General features: G+C 71.8%; 16 protein-coding genes and 1 tRNA gene. 5 read left to right on the forward strand and 12 right to left on the reverse strand.

Going from position 1 to position 23,161, the window contains the following annotated elements:
- Positions 1 to 204: 204 nt before the first annotated feature.
- From ACF07B_RS01570 to ACF07B_RS01580, 3 genes are all read right to left on the reverse strand, one after another.
- Positions 205 to 672 carry a single-stranded DNA-binding protein gene (locus ACF07B_RS01570; protein ID WP_369480912.1) on the reverse strand — a complete coding sequence of 156 codons (468 nt, stop codon included), beginning with the start codon at positions 670 to 672 and terminating at the stop codon, positions 205 to 207.
- Positions 673 to 805: 133 nt separating this feature from the next.
- The gene (locus ACF07B_RS01575; protein ID WP_392177367.1) at positions 806 to 2,944 is read right to left on the reverse strand and encodes a GTPase; all 2,139 of its coding nucleotides are present in this window, start codon (positions 2,942 to 2,944) and stop codon (positions 806 to 808) included.
- Positions 2,945 to 2,949: 5 nt separating this feature from the next.
- Positions 2,950 to 4,596, reverse strand: coding sequence for a dynamin family protein (locus tag ACF07B_RS01580; protein ID WP_369480914.1), 1,647 nt, complete (start codon positions 4,594 to 4,596; stop codon positions 2,950 to 2,952).
- 271 nt (positions 4,597 to 4,867) lie between these two features.
- Between ACF07B_RS01580 and ACF07B_RS01585 the strand changes: the two genes are divergently transcribed.
- A tRNA-Arg gene (locus ACF07B_RS01585) sits at positions 4,868 to 4,943 on the forward strand.
- 282 nt (positions 4,944 to 5,225) lie between these two features.
- On the opposite strand, the gene ACF07B_RS01590 is transcribed toward ACF07B_RS01585, so the two are convergent.
- The 4 genes from ACF07B_RS01590 to ACF07B_RS01605 all read right to left on the reverse strand — a co-directional run bounded on the left by ACF07B_RS01590 (position 5,226) and on the right by ACF07B_RS01605 (position 11,455).
- Positions 5,226 to 5,720 (reverse strand): hypothetical protein, encoded by a 495-nt coding sequence (locus tag ACF07B_RS01590; protein WP_392177368.1) that lies wholly within the window; start codon positions 5,718 to 5,720, stop codon positions 5,226 to 5,228.
- Positions 5,721 to 6,064: 344 nt separating this feature from the next.
- The gene (locus ACF07B_RS01595; protein ID WP_392177369.1) at positions 6,065 to 8,143 is read right to left on the reverse strand and encodes a TerD family protein; all 2,079 of its coding nucleotides are present in this window, start codon (positions 8,141 to 8,143) and stop codon (positions 6,065 to 6,067) included.
- Positions 8,144 to 8,397: 254 nt separating this feature from the next.
- Entirely contained in the window at positions 8,398 to 8,682 is a 285-nt protein-coding gene (locus ACF07B_RS01600; protein ID WP_326790949.1) for a DUF1876 domain-containing protein, read from the reverse strand.
- 193 nt (positions 8,683 to 8,875) lie between these two features.
- A complete protein-coding gene (locus ACF07B_RS01605) occupies positions 8,876 to 11,455 on the reverse strand; it encodes a hypothetical protein (RefSeq protein ID WP_392177370.1) in 2,580 nt (859 codons plus the stop codon).
- Positions 11,456 to 11,949: 494 nt separating this feature from the next.
- Between ACF07B_RS01605 and ettA the strand changes: the two genes are divergently transcribed.
- Genes ettA through ACF07B_RS01620 form a run of 3 tightly spaced genes read left to right on the forward strand, consistent with a single transcriptional unit; the run spans position 11,950 to position 14,741 of the window.
- Entirely contained in the window at positions 11,950 to 13,614 is a 1,665-nt protein-coding gene (gene ettA / locus ACF07B_RS01610) for an energy-dependent translational throttle protein EttA (RefSeq protein ID WP_328452356.1), read from the forward strand.
- A gap of 6 nt (positions 13,615 to 13,620) precedes the next feature.
- Entirely contained in the window at positions 13,621 to 14,031 is a 411-nt protein-coding gene (locus tag ACF07B_RS01615) for an acyl-CoA thioesterase (protein ID WP_369480918.1), read from the forward strand.
- On the forward strand, positions 14,028 to 14,741 hold the full coding sequence (locus ACF07B_RS01620; protein ID WP_392177371.1) for a hypothetical protein: 714 nt from the start codon (positions 14,028 to 14,030) through the stop codon (positions 14,739 to 14,741). Before ACF07B_RS01615 ends, ACF07B_RS01620 begins: the two co-directional genes overlap by 4 nt.
- A 57-nt stretch (positions 14,742 to 14,798) precedes the next feature.
- On the opposite strand, the gene ACF07B_RS01625 is transcribed toward ACF07B_RS01620, so the two are convergent.
- On the reverse strand, positions 14,799 to 15,203 hold the full coding sequence (locus tag ACF07B_RS01625) for a globin (RefSeq protein ID WP_362390224.1): 405 nt from the start codon (positions 15,201 to 15,203) through the stop codon (positions 14,799 to 14,801).
- Positions 15,204 to 15,345: 142 nt separating this feature from the next.
- On the opposite strand from ACF07B_RS01625, the gene ACF07B_RS01630 reads away from it, so the two are divergent.
- Positions 15,346 to 16,338: a methyltransferase domain-containing protein gene (locus tag ACF07B_RS01630; protein ID WP_392177372.1), complete on the forward strand. Its 993-nt coding sequence runs from the start codon at positions 15,346 to 15,348 to the stop codon at positions 16,336 to 16,338.
- 100 nt (positions 16,339 to 16,438) lie between these two features.
- On the opposite strand, the gene ACF07B_RS01635 is transcribed toward ACF07B_RS01630, so the two are convergent.
- From ACF07B_RS01635 to ACF07B_RS01650, 4 genes are all read right to left on the reverse strand, one after another.
- Complete coding sequence (locus ACF07B_RS01635; RefSeq protein ID WP_392177373.1) at positions 16,439 to 17,740, reverse strand: FHA domain-containing protein; 1,302 nt, start codon at positions 17,738 to 17,740, stop codon at positions 16,439 to 16,441.
- A gap of 72 nt (positions 17,741 to 17,812) precedes the next feature.
- Positions 17,813 to 19,159, reverse strand: a complete 1,347-nt coding sequence (locus tag ACF07B_RS01640; protein ID WP_369480921.1) for a VWA domain-containing protein — start codon at positions 19,157 to 19,159, stop codon at positions 17,813 to 17,815.
- Positions 19,160 to 19,258: 99 nt separating this feature from the next.
- The gene (locus tag ACF07B_RS01645; RefSeq protein ID WP_392177374.1) at positions 19,259 to 20,671 is read right to left on the reverse strand and encodes a protein phosphatase 2C domain-containing protein; all 1,413 of its coding nucleotides are present in this window, start codon (positions 20,669 to 20,671) and stop codon (positions 19,259 to 19,261) included.
- 3 nt (positions 20,672 to 20,674) lie between these two features.
- On the reverse strand, positions 20,675 to 23,161 hold a 2,487-nt coding region (locus ACF07B_RS01650), incomplete at its 5' end, for a tetratricopeptide repeat protein (RefSeq protein ID WP_392177375.1).

Here is a 23,161-nt window from a genome sequence, read left to right on the forward strand (position 1 = left end):
AATCAGAAGCCCCGAGAGCTGTGTTCGGCATCCTAAAGAAGTGCCGCATCGCTCCCCCCGGTCATGTCGTCCGACAACCGATCTGACTCGGAATCGTTATCGCGATCACCTCGTGAGCTGCGCTTATCGACAAATCCATGAGGACTGTTAGTCATGTATTCGTCGATAAGCCGCAGTTCGGTCAGATCGTGGTTCCCGCTGACATCACGTCACCCCGGCCGGTTCCGGACGCGATGGGGACACGCCCTCCGGCGGGTCGTCCGGGACCGACTCCCAACTGGGCTCGGGGCGCTGCGCCGCGGCCGGCTCGGCCTCCTTGGACGGGCGCCGGAAGGCCGACGTACCGCGGGAGAGGTCGTGGCCGATCGCCACCGCGTCGATGTCCGCCGACGTCCAGCTCTGCCCGTCACGGGTCTCGGTGCGCACCTTCAGCCTGCCCTGCACGATGACGGGATCGCCCACCGACACCGAGGCTCCCACGTTCGTGGCGAGCGCGCGATTGGCCCACACCGTGAAGAAGTTGGTGTGCCCGTCCGTCCACCCGTTCTTCTCGCGGTCCCAGTACCGCGAGGTCACCGCCAGCCGGAACCGCGCCGACGCGCCGTTCGCCACGTCCCGGTACACGGGCCGTGTCGCCACGTTCCCCACCGCGCACACCATCGTCTCGTTCATCGTGAATCCCTCCCGTGCGGATGCGTCTGCCGCGGCGATCGCATGCGCTGCGGTCGCCGCGGGATTCAGACTGCCTCCGCCGGGCCGGGCCCGCTGGGCGCTGTGGACCGACGGACGGTTGTGGAAAACCGCGTCACCCGACCGGCGTACCCGCCGTCGCCGTCCCCATGACCCGCCCGTACTGCTCCCGCACCTCGCGATACCGCAGCAACTCCGCCGCCACGGGATCCAGCACCCGCGCCCGTCCGCAGCCGGCGGCCGCCTCGCGCAATCGTCTCTCCGCTTCCAGGCCGTAGCGCCGGGCCGGGCCGCGGGCCGCAATCCTGCTGGCCCACTCGACGGCCGGGCCGCCGACGATGCCCGACACCATCAGCAGCACCGGAACCCCGAGATTCGGAGACATGACCCCGATGATCTGGCCCACCAGCCAGAGCCCGCCGATGACCTGAACGATCGTCATCGCGGCCTGTGCCAGCACCGCGACGGGCCACCACCCGGGCCTCGGCGGCCGTCCCGCCGGTGCCGCCGCGCGCGCCGCCATGTCGTCCAGCGCCTCGGGCAGCCCCTGCGCGCCCCGTACGGCCGCCTCGCGCACCGCCAGCGCCCAGGGCGCCGGAAGCCCGTACGCGGCCCGGTCGGCGACCGTCCGCACCGCCTGCTCGACGCGCTGGCGGGCGGTGGCCTCCTCGTCCGCAGGAGCGCGCACGGGAAGACGCCCGGTCGGGGGCTCGCGCCGCTCCAGATACCAGCGCCACAGCCGCAGCCAGGGCGTGCCGCAGGCGCGGTTGGCGTTGCGGCGCCAGGACCGTTCGGCGGCCTCGCCGGCCGCCACGGCGCCGACCGCGTCCGCGAGCCGGTCCGCGAACTCGTCCCGCGCCTCCTCGCTGAGCCCGACCCGCCGTCCCGTCGCGTAGATGGGCCGCAGCCGTGCGGCGGCCGCGTCGAGATCGGCCGAGATCCGTCGCGCGGCGGCGCCCCGCTCCGCCACGAACTGGCCGAGACACTCCCGCAGTTCGGGGACCCCGGCCCCGGTGAGGGCGGACAGCGAGAGGACGGTCGCGCCCGGTTCGCCGTACTCGCCGAGCGCGATGCCGTCCTCGTCGAGCAACCGCCGCAGATCGTCCAGCACCTGATCGGCGGCCTCGCCGGGGAGCCGGTCCACCTGGTTGAGGACCACGAAGGTGACCTCCGCGTGCCCGGCCAGCGGCCGCAGATAGCGCTCATGGAGGACGGCGTCCGCGTACTTCTCCGGATCCACCACCCAGATGACCGCGTCGACCAGCCCGAGGACCCGGTCCACCTGCGCGCGGTGCTGAACGGCCGCCGAGTCGTGGTCGGGCAGGTCCACCAGGACCAGGCCGCGCAGCTGGGCCTCCGCCTCCGCGCTCTGCAACGGGCGTCTGCGCAGCCGCCCGGGGATGCCGAGCCGGTCGATCAGGGTGGCCGCGCCGTCGCTCCAGGTGCAGGCGATGGGGGCCGACGTGGTCGGCCTGCGCACGCCGGTCTCCGAGATCGCCACGCCCGCGAGCGCGTTGAAGAGCTGCGACTTGCCGCTGCCGGTGGCTCCGGCGATCGCGACGACGGTGTGCTCCCCGGACAGCCTGCGGCGGGCGGCCGCCTCGTCCAGGACCCGGCCCGCCTCGGCGAGGGTTCCGCTGTCGAGCCGGGCGCGGGAGAGTCCGACCAGTTCGCGCAGCGCGTCCAGGCGCGAGCGCAGCGGCCCGTCGTACGCGAGGGGCGCAGGCACCGACGGGACGGCTGCCTTGGCCTCCACCGGCGGCGCCTGGTACCGGGCCGGGGCCGCCTCGCTCACGCGCCGCGCGATGAGGCCGTCGTCCCAGACGGGGCCGTCCTCCGCGGGCGCCGGGTCGTCGCCCTCCCCACGCGCGCTGGGCTCCGCTCCGGACGCGTCCTGCGAGGCTCCCTGTCCGGCCGTACCGTCGCCGCGCGCGGCCCTTCCGCCTGTATCCCCCTCACCGCCCCCTCCGGCCTCCCTGGCGCCCTCCAGGAGCCGGGCCCCGGAACGCGGCCCACCGGCCCGGCCGTCGTCCGGGCGGCCTTCCTGAGTGCCCCCGGCGCCCCCGGCCGCCCCGTCGTGGTCGTCGAGGCCGGTGCGCTTCTCGCCCGGGGCGCCCGCCCGGGAGGGGTTGTTTTCGCCGGCACCGTCCTCGGGGTGGTCCTCCGGGGGACGGCCGTTCTCCGGACGACTGTCCTCGGGACCTCCTTCTCCGGGACGGTCGGCTTGATCCGTGTGGTCAGTGACGGCAGTCACCGCGGTCACCTCTCCTTCTGCAGTACGGACAGCGCGGCGATGAGTTCGGCCTGGGGTTCCGGATGGACGTCGAGCGCTTCGAGGGGGGCGAGCCGGCGCTCGCGTTCGGTCTGGAGGGTTTTGTCGACGAGGTCCGTGAGCAGCCGGCCGCCCTTGTCGCGCAGCCGCAGCGCGCCGTGGGCCCCGATCCGCTCGGCCAGTCCCTCGCCCGCGCTGCGCGCCCTGCGGCCGCCCAGGAGCGCGGTGGCGACCAGCGCGGCCACCACCGCGGAGTCCGGCGCGACACTCTTGTCGAGGTCGCGCACCTCGTCCTCGGCGTACTCCTCCAGGACGCGTCGCCAGCGTCGTACGGCCAGGCCGATCCGGTGCTCCGCGCTCTCCAGCGCCGGATCACGGTCCGTCAGCCCCGGAGCGCCCGAGGCCGGTTCACGGCGCCAGGCGTCGTCCACGCGTTCGTCGGCGGCCGTGACGGAGCACAGCAGCAGGGCGGACAGGCTTTCCACGAGCGCGTCCAGCAATTCCTCGGCGGTGCAGTCGAGGGGATAGGCGCGCCAGCGCTTGAGGGCGTCCCCGGAGAGCACGGCCCCGGCCTGCAGGCGCCCCTTCGCGCGTGCGTGCTCGCTGTCGTACGCCCCGTCCACGGCCGCGGTGAGCCGTGTTGCGGCGGCGTACTGCGCGGCGGTGGCGCTGGCCAGTTCCGGCATCCGCGCCTTCAGGGAGTCGAGGACGCCATGGGCCGTACGGGCCATGGCTCCGTGCCGGGCTCCCGGGTCCTGGGCTTGGTGCGTGAGCCACGTACGCAGCGGTGCGACGGCCGTGGCGGGCAGCAGACCGCCGCCCCAGGCGGACTCGGGCAGTTCGGGCACGGTGAAGCGGGGCGCCTCACCGAGTCCCGCCTTGGCGAGCAGAGCGCCGTACTGCCGCGAGACCTCGGAGACCACCTGGTGCGGCACGCGGTCCAGGACCGTCACCAGGGTCGCCTTCTGCTCCTTGGCGGTACGCAGCAGATGCCACGGCACCGCGTCGGCGTACCGCGCGGCCGTCGTGACCATCACCCAGATGTCGGCCGCGCAGATCAGTTCGGCGGCCAGCACCCGGTTTTCGGCCACCAGGGAGTCGACGTCGGGCGCGTCGAGGAGGGCGAGGCCGCGGGGAAGCGTGTCGGCGGTCTCGATACGCAGCACCCGCTCCCCGCGTTCGGTGCCTGCGGGCAGATCGTCGCCGGGCTCCTGATGGGGCATCCACACGCGCGTGAGCTGGGGCAGTACCCGCATGCCGCTGAACCAGTGATGGTCCTCCGGATGGCACACCAGTACCGGGGTACGGGTCGTCGGGCGCAGGACGCCCGCCTCGCTGACCCGGCGCCCCACAAGGGAGTTGACGAGGGTCGACTTGCCGGCACCGGTGGACCCTCCGATGACGGCGAGAAGGGGTGCTTCGGGTTCTCTCAACCGGGGCACCAAATAGTCGTCGAGTTGTGCGAGCAGTTCGTCGCGGTTGGCACGCGCGCGTGGAGCCCCCGCCAGGGGCAGCGGAAAGCATGCGGCGGCGACACGGTCGCGCAGGGCGGAAAGTGCGTCGAGCAGCTGGGGCCGTACGTCCAAGGTCACCACATGCGAAGAATGCCCAATTTTGGAGTCTTTCTGAAGCATATGGGTATGTCTGCGCGCCGACAGGACACACGGGGCGGAAGGGATGACTGGGGCGCAGGCATAACGAGTGCACAACACCCGATGCGCGAGACGCCAAAAGCGGTGCACGATTCGTACCCGCCTGCGATTATCAGGACCGCTTCACTGAACCTCCACATCGAGCCACGGAGGCGCAGTATGAGGGGCAGGGATGCGGGAGCCCTATCCTTGTCCCCGGCAAGGTCACGGATCCGCCCACACCCGGGCACCAGGACACAGGCCGACACACCCGGCCCCCGTAGCTCAGTGGATAGAGCAGGCGCCTTCTAAGCGCTTGGCCGCAGGTTCGAGTCCTGCCGGGGGCGCCAGTCTCCGCCCTCCCTTTGGGGAGGGCTTTTTGCTGGTCAGAGAACGTTTCACTCGATACGACGAAGCCCCGGACACCTCCCCGATGATCAAGGGGAAGGTCCGGGGCTGTCCGGCTGTCACCGGGATTTCGCGGGTGGCCCTGCCGCATACGTGGCGAAGTCCTCGGCGGGAAGCCTCGGCCCGGATCGGGCGGGTCGGCGAGATGTCCGGCGGTTCCGAGGCGCCTTTTCAGGTCAGCTCTCCGTCCCTCGGCCCGCCGGGCGCCCGCTCGGGGGACCGGATCAGGAGACGTGCGCCCGCCGGACCGAGAGGTCGCCCTCGTCCGCGTCCTCGAAGCCGATCCCGACCGGTTCGTCGCCGTCCGCCAGGAGGTGGACGGTGCGCTGCGTCACCCTGCCGCCGGGCGGGACCAGGTCACCGGCCCCGGCACCGGTGTCCCAGCGGACGGCGATGGTGTCGCCTTGGGCCGCCATCTCCTTCTCGGCCGTGGCGAGGCCGCCGTCGACCGGCCAGAAGGTGACCTGGTCGGCCGGGCTGATGAACCCGCCCCCGAGCGTGTGCGTCACGGACATCACGCTGACGTCCTTCGCCGTCATGTACGTCCCGCAGGAGGTGAACGAGTCGCCGGGCGCCAGCGCGTCCGGCGCAGAGTCCTGGCAGGGGACCGAGGCGTGCGCGGTGCCGAATCCGCCGGATGTGGTGACCTGCGTACCGGGCATCCAGTCGGTGCCGGTCAGGGCGAGGTTGCGGAAGGCAAACCCTGTGCACCTGCGCACCCGATGAGGAGGACCGTCCCTGCGGTCTCCATGACGGCCATCCTGAAGTGCCTGATCAGGCGCACGACTTCGCCTGTTGCGCAGCGTTCCGCAATCTCCTGTCGATTGGCACGTGCTAAGTGATTGCCGTATGCAGGTATGTGGCGGCCCATGTCGCGTGCGCCCCTACCCTCGTCTCGCGTTCGAGGAGATCCGGCGGCACCGCCAGGGGCCCGGCCGTGTTCTCCCGGCCGGGCCCCCTCTTCTGTCCCGGACTGCCTGGCCGGTTCACCCGGGTGGCAGCGGTCGCGTGACGCGCATCCGGCCACCGCGGCGCCGGCTCCCTTCCGTCCCGATCGCCGGGCTCAGCTCGTCGTCGCGTACTCCTTGGAAGGCGTCCGGCGCGTTGTCGTACCGTCCAGGTGGACCACCACACCGGTGTAGAAGCGGTGTACCGCGTCGTCGACGCTGCGGATGAAGCCCGACTCCGCGTTCCCGCGCGTGCTTCCCATGCTCTTGAGCAGGGACAGCCGGAACCCGGTGATCTGGGAGGCGGGATCCTTGGGCAGCATGTCGGCCGGCTCGGGACGGAGGCGTTCGAGCGTTCCCCGGGGGCCGGGCGCCTCGCCTTCGACGAGGGTCTCGACATGAAGAGCCGCCGGTGCCTCGGCCAGCCGCCGGATCAGTCGCTTCGCCCACGACAAGGGGTAGCCCTGCGCGGGCGCCGGGATCTCGATCGAGGTGCGGAGCTTGCCCGTACGCAGGTCCGCGCTGATCGCCAGGACGCCGGGCGTACCCTCGATGCGCAGCTCCGCCTGAAGCCGCCCGTCCAGACAGAGCTGATCCGCGAGACCGGCGCGCAGCGCTTTCGGATCGGTTCCGCGTCTGGTGCGCTGGACAGGCAGTACCTTCTGCCCCAGTTCGCCGCCCAGCCGCAGGCAGACCTGGCGTACGAGGCGTTCCCAGCTCTCGACGACCTCCAGCGCGCGCGGGTCTCCCTGGCACAGGGTCTCGTCGTCGAGCCCGTTGCGTACCGGCACCCAGGCCGGTCCCATGTTCTGGAAGCCGTGGCAGCCGGAGTTCTCGTGCCGCAGATAGTGCAGCAGTTCATGGAGGAGCCAGGCGTGCGCCGCGTTGTTCACGCCCTCGTGCCTGATCAACAGCTGCGCCTGATGGGCGACTTCCGCCCACGACAGGTGCCACAGGGCCACCTTGTGCTTGCGCCGCTTGTCGATCTTCACCTCGACGAGCGGGCTGCCTTCGAGCGCGACGTCGTTCGACAGGGTGATCACGGCCTCGTAGCCACGGCGTGCGGCGATGTCCATGTACGCCTGGACCTGCTCGGCCCTGAGCGCGCTGCCGTTGGTCTTCGTCTCGACCAGCGCCGTCCACAGCTTGCCGGCCCGCTCGACCCGGATCACTCCGTCGGGGCGACGGGGGGTGTCGCCGTGCGGCAGGGTGACCTCGGTGAAGGTCTCCATGCGCCCGGCCGGCGCTCCGAATGCGGCGGTCAGGCGCCTGCCGAATTCCGGCACCTGAGCCATCACGGACAGCAGTACCGAGGTCGCACGCGTCTCGCGCTCGCGGTCGCTCTTGAGCGCCGACGCGGGGAAGAGCCGCGCGTCCCTCCACGACTCGTTCTCGGCCAGCGTCTTCCTGACCGCCTTGGGCAGGGTGACCTTCTTCTTGGCCGTACGAGGCCGCGCCGCCGCCTTCGTCGGCTGGGCCTCGCCTTCCGGCCGGCGCGGGGAGGGGATCGCCGCCGGCGTCTCCTGCGGCTGGGGCGGCTGGGGTTCGCCGACCGAGGTCGCTGCCGAGGTCGCTGGCGACGCCGCGGGCGTCGTCGTGTCCGGCTGATCGTCGTCGGCCGCCTCGTCCAGTGCCGCCTCGGTCGCCGCGTCGTCGTCGATGTCGACCCCGAAGTCCGCGGCCAGACCGGCGAGACCCGCGTCGTAACCCTGGCCGACGGCGCGGAACTTCCACTCCTCGGCCCGCCTGTACAGCTCACCGAAGATGATCGCGCTCACCGAGTCGGCGTCGTCGATGGCGAAGTGGAGGAGTTCCTCACCCCCGCCGTCCGACAACGCCAGCCTCACGCGGTCCAGTTCGCCGAAGCGGGCGCCCTCGTAGCGGCTGGCGGCCAGGACGATGCGATCGACTTCGGGGGCCACCGCGGTCAGGTCGAAGCTGATCCGGTCCTCGTCGCCGTCCGCCGTCGGCGTCTTGCCCAGAAGCTGCACGCTTCCGTCCGCGGCGACCGGGTTGTTGTAGAAGTAGAAGTCGGCGTCGCTGCGGACCTTGCCGTTCGCGTCCAGCAGGAGGACGGACACATCGGCGTCCCCCTCGCCGGTCGAGCTCCCCCAGCCCAGACTGACGATCACCGAATCGATGGTCTCGCTCAGCGCCGCGAGCGAGACATTCGACCCTTTGACCATTTCACGCATGAAGCCCCCCAGAACGATGCAACTCGGTGTGCCGACACGCCCGCCCGGCCGCCTGACGCCCGCCGTCGTGCGGTGATCGGTGCGCGGGTGACTGTAGTGCCCACGAAACCGTATACGGAGGAGTCGCGCAGAATCTGTGCGGGATTCGTGTAAAGGTCCTTAAGCTGTCCGCCCCGGTCGGCCTCCGGGCAGGCCAAGACGCCCGGACGGGTCCAACGGGTCCAACGGGTCCAACGAGCGGGGCGGCCCCGCGGTCACCTCAGCGTGTGGGACGTCCTGCCGGATGCCGCGTCGATCTCGTCGTGGGCCTTGGTCAGCAGTTGCATGGCCAGCTCGTTCAGGGCCCTCGCGCCCGCGACCTCCTCGCCGACCCTGGGCTGGTTCGAGTCGGACGGGTGGCGGCTGGCGTATCCGTGGGCGCGTACCTCGCTGCCGTCGGGGAGCCGCAGCAGGGCGGCCGCGCGGGTGCGGTGGTCGTCCTCCTGGAATTCCATCTCGACATGCCAGCCGACCGTGGTCCGTGCCTGCATCGCTGTCATTTGTGTCATCGCGATCACCTCCGAAGCAGCCGCCCCCCGGTGAAGCCCTCAGAAGAAGTGTGCTCCTCCGGCCGTCCTGGCACGAGGCGAGGGGGCGGAGGGTCACACGGGGTGGCGCGTCGGTGCCTGTGCGGCGTCGGAGGCCGTCGTCCGCGGGCCGTCGTGGGGGTGACCGACGGCCCGCGGACGCGGGTCAGTTGGTGAAGTAGATGTACTTCCAGGAGCTGTACGTGGTGGAGTTGACGTCGTCGCCGGAGGAGTCGTTGATGTAGGCCGACCGGACCCGGACGCGCAGGCCCGCCTCGTCGGAGGCGCCGAGGTCGATGACGCTCTTGCCGTTGGCGCCCAGTTCGAAGTACTCCGCGTAACCGCGTTGCCACTGGCCCCGGAGGTAGACGTCGATGTCCAGCCGGTAGTGGCGGCCCGGGTGGGAGGTCATCGCGGTGGTGAACAGCGGGCCGGTGTTCTTGCGGTACCAGTAGTACGTCGAGGAGTTCGCGCTGAGCTTGCCGGTCTTGTAGTGCTTCGCCAGAGAGGTGGAGACACTCACCTTGGCGTACGCGGTGACCTTGACCGACTTCGGGGCGTTACGGGCGTCACCGGCGAAGACCGCGGTGACGGTGGTGTCCCGCTTCATGTCCACCACGGCGGAGACGTTTCCGCTGGAGTTGACGGTCGCCTTCTTCACCAGGACGTTGGGCTTGTCCGAGCCGAAGGGGTTGGCCCAGATCTCCACCGTGCGGTTCTTGTAGGTGGTGCCCAGGTGCGTGGTGAAGGTGACGTCCTTGTCGTACGAGTACACCGTGCCGTTGTTGTTCAGGCTCAGCGTGGTGGCGGTCCGGGAGACGGCCACCGTGTCGGAGCCGGACGCCGCGGCGCGGGTCGTGTCCCCCGCGTAGGAGACGGTGTACTTCACGTCGCCGCCGGCCGGCGGGGCGTCGGTGAAGGAGAAGGTGCCGTCCGCCTTGGTCTTCACCGAGGCGAGCGTCTTGCCTGAGGGCGACTCCAGGTCCGTGCGCTTGACGGTGAGTACCGTGCCGGCGGGCAGGGCCGCGGCGTTGGTGACCTTGCCGGTGACGGTCAGTGCCTTGGCACGGGTGGCCGTGGCGGGAGCGCTCACCGTCAGCGTGGTGGCGGTCCGGGAGACGGCCACCGTGTCGGAGCCGGAAGCCGGGGTGCGGGTCGTGTCGCCCGCGTAGGAGACGGTGTACTTCGCGTCGCCCTCGACCGGCGGGGCGTCGGTGAAGGTGAAGGTGCCGTCCTCGTCGGTCGTGACCGGGGGCAGTGTCTTGCCCGAGGGCGACTGGGCGTCGGTGCGGGTGACCGTCAGTGATGTTCCGGTCGGCAGGGGATCGCCGCCGCTGACCTTTCCGGTGACCGTCAGCGACGTGCCGGGAACCACCGAGGCAGGCGCGCTCACCGTCACCGTCGTGGTGCTGCGGGACACGGCCACGGTCCGCGTGGCGGACGCCGGGGCGTGGTCGGCGTCGCCCGCGTAGGAGACGGTGTACTTCGCGTCGCCCTCGACCGACGGGCTGTCGGTGAAGGTGAAGGTGCCGTCCTCGTCGGTCGTGACCGGGGGCAGTGTCCTGCCCGAGGGCGACTGGGCGTCGGTGCGGGTGACCGTCAGTGACGTTCCGGCCGGCAGGGGATCGCCGCCGCTGACCTTTCCGGTGACCGTGAGCGACGTGCCGGGAACCACCGTGGAAGGCGCGCTCACCGTCACCGTCGTGACGGCCCTGGTCGGCGCGTTCAGCGGGTTGAGGCGGTACGTGCTGCCGCTCTCGGTGACCGCGAAGAGGTGGTCGCCGTCCGGCTCCCAGGCCAGGCCGTCCGGGACCAGCGTGCCGGCGCCGGTCTCGGCGAAGTCGTACTTCCGGAGCGGCTGGGTGGTACCGGGCTTGAATATGTAGACGTCCGGCTCGTACATGCCGTCGATGCCCGCGGCGACGGTGCCGTCCGCGGCGATGTCGACGGCGTTCGGGTAGGCGTCGGTCGGGTAGCTGCCGACCTTCTTCAGGTCGGTGGCGGACAGCACCTGGTGCTCGTAGGGTGCGCCGCTCGCCGTGACGACCTGGCTGCCGTCCGGGGTCACCTCCAGGTCGCGCAGGTTGCTGCCGGCCTCGCCCTGGGCGATGAGCGTGGGCGCGTCGGCGCCGGAGACGTCATAGGTCGCCACGGCGGAGGGGCTGAGGCCCGGCACGCCCGCGGCCAGCACACCGGGCGCGGCCGGGTTGGACGCCAGCCGGGGCGCGTAGTACCAGCGGCTGCGGCTGTCCTGGGCGACGGCGAGAACAGGATCCGGGCCCGAGAGGTCGAGGGAGCCGATGTTCCCCTCCGTCGCGGTGCCGTAGCCGAACCACAGCTTCCCGCCGGCGCGGGCCAGGGTCGTCGGCGCGTCGGCGGTGCCGGTCGGGTAGCGCGCGGACTCGGTGAGGCCGGCCGTGTCGATGGCCGCGATCTCGTCGCTGCCCCGGACGGCCACGTACAGCGTCCGCGAGTCGGCCGAGAGTTCCAGACCGTTGGCCTCCGGCAGGGAGCCGAGCGTCCCGACGACGTTGCCGCTGTAGTCGGTGGCGACGACCTTGCCGCCGGTCGGGTCGCTCACGAAGACGCGCTGGTGCACGCTGTCCACGACGACGTCGGCGACGGAGGCGACGGGCAGGACGGCGTGGCCGTCCGCGTGGGCGGCCGTGGACCCGAGGCCCGTCAGGGCGACGGAGCTGAAGAGGACGGCGAGTGCCGTCGCGGTGGAGATTCTGCGGTTGCGCAAGATGGTTCGAGCCCCCATGAGCCGTGGGAGGCCGCGCGTCGCCGGAGGTCGGAACGCACCGGGCGCGGCATGCTTCGGATGCCTATGACACGGGTGTGACCATGGAACCGTCGGAATGGTTGTGCGCGGGAAGAGGGGATTCCGGGGCCCCTCCCACGGCGATGTCCGTTCCCCACGGGTCCAGCCCCTTTGCGGCTCCGTGTCCCGCTGCGCTTCCCGCTCGCTGCTCCGCTTCCTGCTCCGCTTCCTGCTCAGCTTCCTGCTCCGCTTCCCGCTCCGCGGGGCCGTCCGGGGCGCTCCGGAGCTCTCCGAGGCGGACCGACGGCGACCGACGGTGACGACGGCGACCGAGAGTGACGGATGAGCCGCGGACGTCGGCGGTGGACCCCCAGGTCACAGCCCCCCGGCCGAACGGGTTTCCCCCGAGGGCTAGCCGTCAGGCAAGATGGGGTGTATCTGCCCACTGCCGATTTCAAGCGTCCGGACGGTTTCTCTTGGCTGAGTTCATTTACACCATGCGCAAGACGCGCAAGGCGCACGGCGACAAGGTGATCCTCGACGACGTCACCCTGAGCTTCCTCCCGGGCGCGAAGATCGGTGTGGTCGGTCCGAACGGTGCCGGTAAGTCCACCGTTCTCAAGATCATGGCGGGCATCGAGCAGCCCTCCAACGGTGACGCGTTCCTGTCGCCCGGCTTCAGCGTCGGCATCCTCATGCAGGAGCCGGAGCTGGACGAGTCCAAGACGGTGCTGGAGAACGTCCAGGACGGTGCCGCCGAGCTGATGGGCAAGCTCAACCGCTTCAACGAGGTCGCCGAGCTGATGGCGACCGACTACTCGGACGCGCTCATGGAGGAGATGGGGAAGCTCCAGGACGACCTGGACCACTCCAACGCCTGGGACCTGGACGCGCAGCTCGAACAGGCCATGGACGCGCTGGGCTGCCCGCCCGGCGACTGGCCGGTCAACAACCTCTCCGGTGGCGAGAAGCGCCGCGTGGCGCTCTGCAAGCTGCTGATCGAGGCTCCGGACCTGCTCCTCCTCGACGAGCCCACCAACCACCTCGACGCCGAGTCGGTGAACTGGCTGGAGCAGCACCTCACGAAGTACGCGGGCGCCGTCGTCGCCGTCACGCACGACCGGTACTTCCTGAACAACGTCGCCGAGTGGATCCTCGAACTGGACCGCGGCCGCGCGATCCCCTACGAGGGCAACTACTCCACGTACCTCGACAAGAAGGCCTCCCGCCTCAAGGTCGAGGGCCGCAAGGACGAGAAGCGCGCCAAGCGGCTCAAGGAAGAGCTGGAGTGGGTCCGGTCCAACGCCAAGGGCCGTCAGACCAAGTCCAAGGCCCGCCTCGCCCGTTACGAGGAGATGGCTGCCGAGGCCGACAAGATGCGGAAGCTGGACTTCGAGGAGATCCAGATCCCGCCGGGCCCGCGTCTGGGCTCCATCGTCGTCGAGGTCAACAACCTCTCCAAGGCGTTCGGCGACAAGGTCCTCATCGACGACCTCTCCTTCACCCTGCCGCGCAACGGCATCGTGGGCGTCATCGGCCCGAACGGCGCGGGCAAGACCACGCTGTTCAAGATGATCCAGGGCCTGGAGACGCCGGACTCCGGCGCGATCAAGGTCGGCGACACGGTCAAGATCAGTTACGTCGACCAGAGCCGCGCCAACATCGACCCCAAGAAGACGCTGTGGGCCGTCGTCTCCGACGAGCTCGACTACATCAACGTCGGCCAGGTCGAGATGCCGTCGCGGGCCTACGTGTCCGCCTTCGGCTTCAAGGGCCCGGACCAGCAGAAGCCCGCGGGTGTCCTCTCCGGCGGTGAGCGCAACCGGCTGAACCTGGCGCTGACCCTCAAGGAGGGCGGCAACCTGCTGCTTCTCGACGAGCCCACGAACGACCTCGACGTGGAGACCCTGTCCTCGCTCGAGAACGCGCTGCTGGAGTTCCCCGGTGCGGCCGTGGTCATCTCCCACGACCGCTGGTTCCTGGACCGGGTCGCGACGCACATCCTCGCGTACGAGGGTGAGTCGAAGTGGTACTGGTTCGAGGGCAACTTCGAGTCGTACGAGAAGAACAAGATCCAGCGGCTCGGCGCCGATGCCGCGCGTCCGCACCGTGCCACCTACAAGAAGCTGACCCGGGGCTGATCGATCTTGCGGCACATCTACCGCTGCCCGCTGCGCTGGGCGGACATGGACGCGTACGGCCACGTCAACAACGTGGTGTTCCTCCGCTACCTGGAGGAAGCCCGTATCGACTTCCTGTTCCGCCCGGAGAAGGACTTCAAGCAGGGGTCCGTGGTGGCGCGCCATGAGATCGACTACAAGCGGCAGCTGGTCCACCGGCACGCGCCGGTGGACATCGAGCTCTGGGTGACGCAGATCCGCGCGGCCTCCTTCACGATCACCTACGAGGTGAAGGATCCCGATCAGGTCTACGTCACGGCGTCGACGGTGATCGTGCCCTTCGACTTCGGGCACCAGCGCCCTCGCCGGATCACGGCCGAGGAACGCGACTTCCTGGAGTCGTACCGCGACGACGAGGACGAGGCCGTCGCGGCATGACCGTCCTGCACCTCGCCGACGCGGGGGAGGCGGCGGATCTCGCCGCCTTCCTCTCCCGGCTCGTCCACTACGACCGCGCGGCCGCCGTGCGCCTTCAGGCGCACGGCACCACGCTCGCGGTCTTCGGCCGGCCGCCGTCGTTCGAGGTCCTCGCGATCCGTACGGCACGGCTCGCCAAGCCGTACGAGAACGGGCTCGACGTCACCCTCGACGTGACCGTCTCCGCCGGTGAACTGCTGGAGTCCGTCGAGGAGCAGGCAGCCACCGTCGGCGTCCCGGTCCCCGTCACCGGGCCCCCGTGGGCCGGCGTCCTGCCGCCCCGCGGCGGCTGGCGGCCGGAGCCGGGACTGCCCACCGCCGACGCCGTGCGGGCGAAGGTCGCCGAGGCGGTGGCCGAATTCCGGTCCCGTACCGAGGAGTTGGCCCCCGAGCTGCGCACCCGTGCGGAACTCGACCGGGTCGGGCGGGAGATATGGTCCCGGCCGATCGGTGACACCGGACTTCCCGTGCGGGCCGCGCACGCCGCGCAGGCCCTCGGATTCCTGCGGCCCGTACCGCCCGCGCCCGTCTCCGCCGGGGGACAGGTCACCTCGGGCGACAGCCCGTTGGCGCTGTACTCGTCCGGTGCGTGGCTGCGGCTGCGGACGCCGTTCGGTTCGATCGCCGTCCGCCGGGCGGGACTCGGCTCGCTGGGCGTCAGCGTCCACTGACCCCCGCGCGCCGCGGCCCGCCCGGCGGCGCACGGTGTCCGGCGCCGGAGCCGGCGATCAGCTCGCCGTGTTCACCATCGAGGCGGCGGCGTACGTCAGGTAGTTCCACAGCGTGTGCTCGTGCTCCTCGGAGAGGCCGAGCTCGTCGACGGCCACCCGCATGTGCTTCAGCCAGGCGTCGTGAGCCGCCTGGTCGACCTTGAACGGGACGTGCCGCATCCGCAGCCGGGGGTGGCCGCGGTTCTCGCTGTACGTCGTCGGGCCGCCCCAGTACTGGATCAGGAACAGCGTGAGGCGCTCCTCGGCCGGGCCCAGGTCCTCCTCGGGATACATGGGCTTCAGCAGCGGATCCCCGGCGACACCTTCGTAGAAACGGTGTACGAGGCGCCGGAAGGTCTCCTCGCCGCCGACCTGCTCGTAGAAGGTCTGCTCCTGAAGCGTGCCGCGCCGAATCTCTTTCACGTCCCCATGTTCTCAGACGGCGCGACCGAGGACTCAAGGCTTAGGACCGGCCGAGGACCACACACGGTGCGGCGGACGCGGCGGCTTCGGGGCGGCCGGGCCGGCGCTCGCCTCGTGGCCCGTTCGGCAGCACAGTGGAGGTATGGGCGCGCACGCTCTCGCATCCGGTCCCGGTCCCGACGACCTCGCCGATCTGGCGCGGGCGTCCCTGGTGCGCGTGATCGAGCGCAGCGGGGCCTGGGAGGGCGATCCCGTCTGGCGGGAGGCCTTCGAGGCCGTCCCGCGCCACCTGTTCGTGCCGTACTACTACCTCGGCGGGATCGGCGGCTACGAGCGGCTGTGGGGCGAGGACCCGGACCCGCTGGTCCGGGACCGCTGGCTGCGCGGCGCGTACGCGGACGCCCCGCTGGCCACCCGGGTACGGGACGGGGAGCTGGTCTCCTCCAGCAGCCAGCCGTCGCTGATGGCCAAGATGCTGGCCGAGCTGGACGTACGGGACGGCGACAGCGTCCTGGAGATCGGCGCGGGGACCGGCTACAACGCGGCCCTGCTCGCGTACCGTCTCGGCGACGGCCTGGTGACCACGGTCGACCTCGACGTGGAGATCACGGAGACCGCTCGCCGGCATCTGGACATCGCCGGGTACCACCCGACCGTCGTCACCGCGGACGGAGCGCGCGGTGTCCCCGAGCGCGCCCCCTTCGACCGGATCATCGCCACCTGCACCCTGACCACGATCCCGCCCCCCTGGCTGGCCCAGTGCGGCCCCGGAGCCCGCGTCCTCGCGCCGCTGGCCACCGGCCTGATCGCGCTGGAGGTCCGGGACTCCGGTCATGCCGAGGGACGCTTCCTGCACACGTCCGCCTTCTTCGTGCCGCTGCGCGGTGCCACCCGGCCCGGACCCGAGCCGGAGCCCGCCCGGACCGACGGCGTGCCGCGCCGGGCCCTCGGCCACGATCTCTTCCGTTTCCTGCTTGCCCTGACCGCGGGCCGCCTGGACCCGTACGACGCCTACACGCTGTGGGAGCGCGAGGGGCGGCCCCAGCGCGAGCGGTACGGGGTCACGGTCGGCGAGGAGGGCGCCAGGGCGTGGCTGGACGACCCCGAGGGGCCCTACAGCTGGCCGCTGGCCTGAGCCGCGCGGCCGGGACCCCGAACGGCAGGGAGGCGCTCAGGCGGCGGCCCCGGCACGGGAGACCTGCCGGGCCACCGTGCCGGGCCCGGCAGGACGGTGCTCAGCCGCGCCGGATGGTGATCGTCGTCCAGGCGCCCACGTGCACCCGGTCGCCGTCCTGGAGCGGCACCGGCACGAACGGCTGGATGGGCTCCTCGCCGCCGTTGACCGTGGTCCCGTTCGTCGAGTTCTGGTCGACGACCGCCCAGGTGCTGTCGGGCTGCTGGACCAGGACCGCGTGCTGGTGCGAGACACCCGGGTCCTCCGGGGGCACCGACAGGTCGATGTCCGGGGACTCGCCGGTGGAGTGCCGGCGGCGGCCGATCGTGATCTGGTTGCCGAGGAGCGGACGCTGGAGCTCCGGCGAGTACGCGGGCAGGTTCAGGCCCGCGGCCTCGGGACCGGAGCGCTGCATCATCGCCATGAAGTACTCGCGGTCCGGTGCGATGGTCGCGCTCCAGGACAGCGACTGCTGTTGCTGTTGCTGTTGCTGTTGCTGGTAGCCGGGACCGGGCGGAGCCTGGGTGGCGCCGGGCTGCGGGTAGCCGTAGCCGGCTGCCTGACCCGGGCCGCCCTGACCGCCCTGACCACCGGGCGTACCGGACGACGGCGGGGGGATCACCCAGTCGTCCTCACCGCCGCCGAAGGCCGGGCCGCCGGGCTGCGGGCCGGCCTGCCGCTGCGGTCCGCCCTGCCCGAAGGGCGGCGGGGAGGGCTGCTGGGTGTAGGCCTGCTGCGGAGCACCGGGGCCGCCGGGCGCGGTCGGCGCCGCCTGGCGGGAGGGGGCGCCGCCGAAGCCCTGGGGGCCGCCGTACGGCTGCGCCCCCGGGCCCGGCGGGATCGGCTCCGCGGGCCGGTTCATCTGCGAGGGCCGCGAGCTCTGGTACTCGAACGGGTCGTGACCGGGGCCACCGGCACCCGGACCGGCCGGCTGTCCCTGCCCGGGCTGCGGGAACCGCGGCGCCGGATTCTGGCCGCCGGGACCACCGTGACCACCGGGACCGCCGTACGGCGACTGCCCGCCGGGAACGCCAGGACCGCCCGGACCACCCTGACCGCCGGCCGGCGGACGCGGTGCCGCCGGGGTGTACGAGGTGGCGGTGTTGGTCAGGAAGTTCCACCGGCACTCCTCGCAGAACGGCGCCGCGCCCTCACGGGGCGTGCGGCACTGCGGGCAGAACTCGGCGTTGGCGTCCGGCACGCCGGACCGCCCGCCGGGCGCCGGCGGCGGCGAACCGGGCGCCGGGTAGCCGTAGCCGGGCGGCGGTGGAGGGAGCGGGGGCACGGTACCGGCCATGCGGTGACCGCAGACCTCGCACCAATCGTCGGAACCCGACTGGTGTCCGTTCGGGCATGTCGGCATGTCGGCGCTTCCCCCTTCCTTTTCCGGTCGTGATGACCGGGTTTCTCCGGATCCCCGCGGGACCCGGGCTCGCTACTTCTTTACACGAACAGTCTTTGTGGACCGTGTCTCGAGGGTCATCTCGTCGGCCTCCGCGACACGTGCTTTCAATCGCACAGTACCTGCCGCGACGTCGACCACGTCCACCACCTTCGCGAGGAGTTTCGCGGTATCGGCGTTTCCGGAGGCTCCGGCGAGTTGAACGGCCCGTCCCAGCTTGGCCGTTGCTCCGTCGACATCTCCCGCTTTGCGAAGATCCAGACCTTGTTGGATGACTTGTGCCAGTTCGGCCTGACCTGTGTAGTGCGCGACCTGCGGATTGATGGAGGTCGAGGCGGCCATGTCGTCGGTCCACACGGCCCGTACGAGCCCCTGTGCGCCGAGGTTCTGCACGCTGCCGTCGCTCTGCGGGATCACCAGCGAGACACGGGCGGCGAGCATCTCCTGGCCGATCGCGGCCGTCGGGACCTGGACGCACACGTGGTAGTCGCGGGACTCGTCGCCCCAGGAGCCCGTCGGGTAGTCGCCCGCGCGGGGTCCGGCCTCGGTGCGGCGTTCCGTCAACTCCTCCACCGTGGGCGCCACTTGCTTGACGAACCTGATCTCGGTGCCGACCGGCGTCCACACCCGCAGGGCCACGTCGGCGACCTCCTTGCCCATGGCCGTCTCCATCATGTGCGTGAAGTCGGCGGAGAGGGCGGCGGGGTCGGCCACGATGTCGGCGGTGCCGAGCAGCGCCGAGGCGATCCCGGTGACCTCCTTGACCTCCCAGTCGGTGCCGACCCCCCGGGCGTCGCAGGTGAAGCGCCCGGCGCAGGAGCCCAGCGCGGCCCGCAGGTCCTCGGGCGACTCGTGTTCGTTGCGGCCGTCGGTGAGCAGGATGCCGTGCCGGATCGACACCTCCGCGGAGGAGAGCAGCCGGTCGGCGAGCCGCAGCCAGGTGCCGATCGCCGTACCGCCGCCCGCGCTCAGCTTGCGCAGCGCCTGCTTGGCCTGGTCGCGGGTGGAGGCGTCCGCCACGGCGAGCCGCCCGCCACCCGGGTAGACCTCCTTGGCGACGTGCGTGCCGCCGATCACCGCGAAGTGGACCCCGTCGCGCAGGGTGTCGATCGCGGCGGCCGTCGCGTCGCGGGCGTTGCGCATCTTGGCCGGCGGGTAGTCCATCGAGCCCGAACAGTCGACCATGATCGCCACGGCGGCGTCCGGGCCCTGGCCCGCCGTGTACAGGTGCGGCGAGGTGACCGCGCTTCCGATGGTGCCGCCGCCGGTCGCGCTCACCGTGACGATCGCGTTGACCTCACGACCGCCCTCCGGCAAGAACTCGTTCTGGTACACGTCGACCGAGAACTGCGGCACGTTCGACTTCGAGAAATTGGCCATGCCTTTTCGTCCCCCTCGGGCCTCCGCCCCCGGCGGAGGTGCTGACTGTGTGCGGACCGGTCCCCTCCGGTCCGCGGCCGCCCCCGTTCATATACGGCCTCAGGCCGATCCTGCCCCCTGGGAGGGCGCGGGGAACGGCAGGACGGCCACTGTTACGTTGTCGTGGCCCCCGCCGTCCAGGGCGTGGCCGACGAGAACCTGGGCGCTGTGCAGCGGCCTCTCGGCGGCGTCGAGGGGAACGGCCTCGGCCATCTCCTCCGCGCTCTCCGCGTAGTTCCACAGTCCGTCCGTGCACACCACGACCACACCCGGCCGGTCCGGCTTGAACGAGACGGTGTGCGGCTCCAGTTCGTAGGCGTCGGCGCCGAGCCAGCCGGTGATCGCGTGGGCGCGCTCGTCGGCGTACGCCTCGGCCTCGTTCATCAGGCCCGCGGCGACCATCTGCGCGGCCCAGGAGTCGTCCTCGGTGAGCCGGGCCGGCAGGGAGGAGCGGTCGACGGGCACCCAGTAGACACGGCTGTCGCCGACCCAGCCGACGATCAGCAGGGAGGACGTCACGATGGCGCCGACGATGGTGCAGGCGGGCGCGTTCACGTGCGGCGCGTGCTCGCCCTGCGCGGTGGACGGGCCGGCCAGCGCGTTGACGGCCTCCGAGGCGGCGACGATCGCCTCGTGCATGGCCTGCTGCGGATGCGTGCCCAGCGGAAGGGCCGCGAGGAGCGACTCGTTGGCCGCGAGGGAGGCGGCGAGCGAGGCCTCGTCGGGGCGGGTCGCGGAGGAGACGCCGTCGCAGACGATCGCGACGACCACGGGGGAGCCGTCGGGCAGCGCGGTCGAGGAGATCGCGAAGGCGTCCTCGTTGCGGTGGTGGCGCAGGCCCCGGTCGCTGACCGCGGCGACCGCGCCCAACTCCTGTTCCATGTGGTCCCGTTCCCGTGGCTGCGCGTGCCCGCAGTTCTCGCAGTAGCCGTCGGTGTCCACCTGGCCCGCACGGCAGGCCACACACAGCTTGGCGCCCGCGGGGGGAACCGGGAGGTCGCCGGTCCGGGGATCGGCGGGTACCGCGCGGTCCGGGCCGTCGGCCGGAGGGGCGAGCGGGTACTCGTCGGGCTCCGACGGCCTGTCGAACCGTACGCCCGAGGGCTGCCCGGCGGTCCGCCTGGCGGCGGCCGGGCGGACGGCCGCCGGATCCTGCTCGGGGTGCTCGGGGTGCTCGGGGTGCGGCAGTTCGGAACCACCCGAATCGGTGCCCGGGATGTCGGCGGCGCGGTGGACCGGCGCGGGTGTGTCCGTGCCACCGGTCTCGTGCGCCAGGGGCCAGCCCGTGGACGGGGCGGCCGGCGGGGGGCCGGCCGCGGTGCCGTTCATGGCGATCGTGGGGTGGTCCGGCGGCGGTGCGGACACCGTCGACAGGTCATAGCCGCAGGCACCGCAGAAACGGTCGGCCGCGTCCAGCGGCTCCTCGCAACTGGGGCACCGCGAAAGGGCCGTCGGCTGGGGCATCTGGGACATCAATCACACCCACGTCCGGGGGCGGTAACGGTTTGCGCGTTCCACCAGGTCGATCCTTTCCTCGCCGCCCCGCGCGAGCCGGGCCAGCGTCCGGTACGAACGTTCGAGGCCGAAACGGAGGCCACGTTCGTCCAACTCGCTGCCGAGCAGCGCGGGTCCGCCTCGGGAAGCCGGAGCGGAACCCTGGCTACCGGAGAGTACCCAGTCCAGCGCGCAGCCGAGGACCTCCGTCGACAACTGCTCGCGCCGCACCGCGTCCAGACCGAATCCGTCGAGGGCCTCGACCTGCCCGGCCGCCGCCGTCAGATCGTCCAGCAACGGCGCCGCGCTCTCCGTCACCGGGCGCTGCCGCAGCCGTGCCCGCACGGCGGCGACCCGGGCCGCCGTGTAGTGGATCGACGACTCCGGCACGGATTCCAGGGTACGTACGGCGCCCCGGCGGTCCCCGGCCGCGAGCTGCACCCTGGCCAGCCCGAACGCCGAGCTCACATAGCTGGGGTCGGTCGTCCACACCAGCCGGTAGTACTCGGCGGCGTTGTCGAGCTGGCCGAGCACCTCCGCGCACACGCCGAGGGCCAGCTTGGGCGCGGGCTCACCGGGGAAGGCGTCGTAGACCGCGTCGAAGGACAGCGCCGCGATCTCGTTCTCGCCGGTCGCCAGCGCCGTGACACCGCGGTACCAGACCACCCGCCAGTCGTCCGGGTGATCGGCCTCCAGCGCGTCGACGGCCGAGCCGGCGCCGCTCGGGTCGCCCATCTCCAGGCGGGCCCGCAGCTCCCGCAGCCGCAGTTCCGGAGAAGCGGCCGGTGCCGCCCGCAGCGCGGCGATCAGCTCCGCGGGCGCGGACGCGATGAGCCCCGCGAGGAAACCGGCGTTCGGGTCGCCCGGGTCCACCCGCGGCACGGGCAGGGCGAGCGCGGTGGCCGCCGCCGCGACGGGCCTGACCAGGGTGGCGGAGGACGGCGGCCCGGGCGGCAGCGGCCCGCTCCCGTTCGTCCCCGCGGGCAGCGCGGCCGCGCCCTTCCCGGCCCGTAGGGGGACCACGCGGGCCCCCAGCCGCGACACGTCCTCGACGGCCTTCCCGAACAGCTCGGTGTCGGTGACCTTGGTCTCCGGCCCGAACAGGGTCGACAGCGCCGGCCGCGCACGCCCGGTCTGGAGCGAGACCACCTCGCGCAGCACGCCCGTCAGCTGCTCGGACATCTCCTGCGCCGAGGCGAAACGGCGGGCCGGGTCGGGGTCGGTGGCCCGGACGAGAAGCCGGTAGAACGACTCGTACTGACGGAAGACCTCGATGTTGTCCGGGTCGGGCAGGGAGTCCACGAAGACGTTCGTGTAGCCCTGGAAGTCGAAGGCGAGGACGGCGAGCGTCCGGGCGACCGTGTAGAGGTCGGAGGCGACCGAGGGGCCCACCTCGGCCACCTCGGGGGCCTGGTAGCCCACCGTGCCGTAGATGGCCGACTCGTCGTCGTCCATCCTGCGCACCGCGCCCATGTCGATCAGCTTGAGCTGGTCCTCGGTCTGGATCGCGTTGTCGACCTTGAAGTCGCAGTACAGCAGGTTGCGGCTGTGCAGATGGCCGAGGGCCTCCAGGGCCTCGATGCCGTACGCGCAGGCCTGTTCCACCGGCAGCGGATCGCGCTTGCCGTCCGCCGTGCGGCGCCCGTTGGCCAGCTCCTTGAGTGACTTGCCGCCCACGTACTCCATGACGATGTACCCGTCCAGCGAACCCGTCCGCTGGTCGAGGTGCTCGACGAAGTTGTAGATCCGCACGATGTTGGCGTGCTCGATCTCCGCGAGGAAGCGCCGCTCGGAGATCGCGGCCGCCATCGCGTCCTGGTCGCCGGTGTCGAGCAGACCCTTCAGGACCACCCACCGGTCGGACACCGCGCGGTCGACGGCGAGGTACACCCAGCCGAGCCCGCCGTGCGCCAGACAGCCCATCACCTCGTACTGGCCGTGCACCACGTCACCGGTGCCCAGCTTTGGCACGAACGAGTACGGGTGGCCGCACTTCGTGCAGAACCCCTCGGTGCGGCCGGGCCGGTCGCCGCGCGAACGCCCCACCGGCGCACCGCAGTCGGAGCGCGAACAGAACCGTTTGCGCTCGGGCACCTCCGGGTTCTCCAGGACCATCTCGCGCGGGTCGGGCCGCGGCACCCCCGGCACCTCGACGAGCCCGGCGCCGAGGCGGCCCCGCCCGGAGGAGGACGCCGCCGAGCCGGAGCTGCGCACCGACACCGACCGGCCCGTCGACCGGCCCGACAACGACCGCGACAGGCGGCCGGAGACCGATCGCCGCGACTGCGAGGAGCGGGACGACGTCCGCGACGACGTCCGCGAGCTGGTGGGTGATCCGCCGCGCACGCCGACGCTGTCGGAGCCACGCGAACCGCCGCCCCTGGAGGCGCCGGACGACGCAGGACCCGCCGTACCGGCACCGGCCCGCGGGCCGCCCCCGGACCGGGAGGACCCCGGTGCCGGTACGGC

Origin of the sequence: Streptomyces sp. NPDC015532, assembly GCF_043078065.1 — a bacterium.
Lineage (GTDB): Bacteria > Actinomycetota > Actinomycetes > Streptomycetales > Streptomycetaceae > Streptomyces.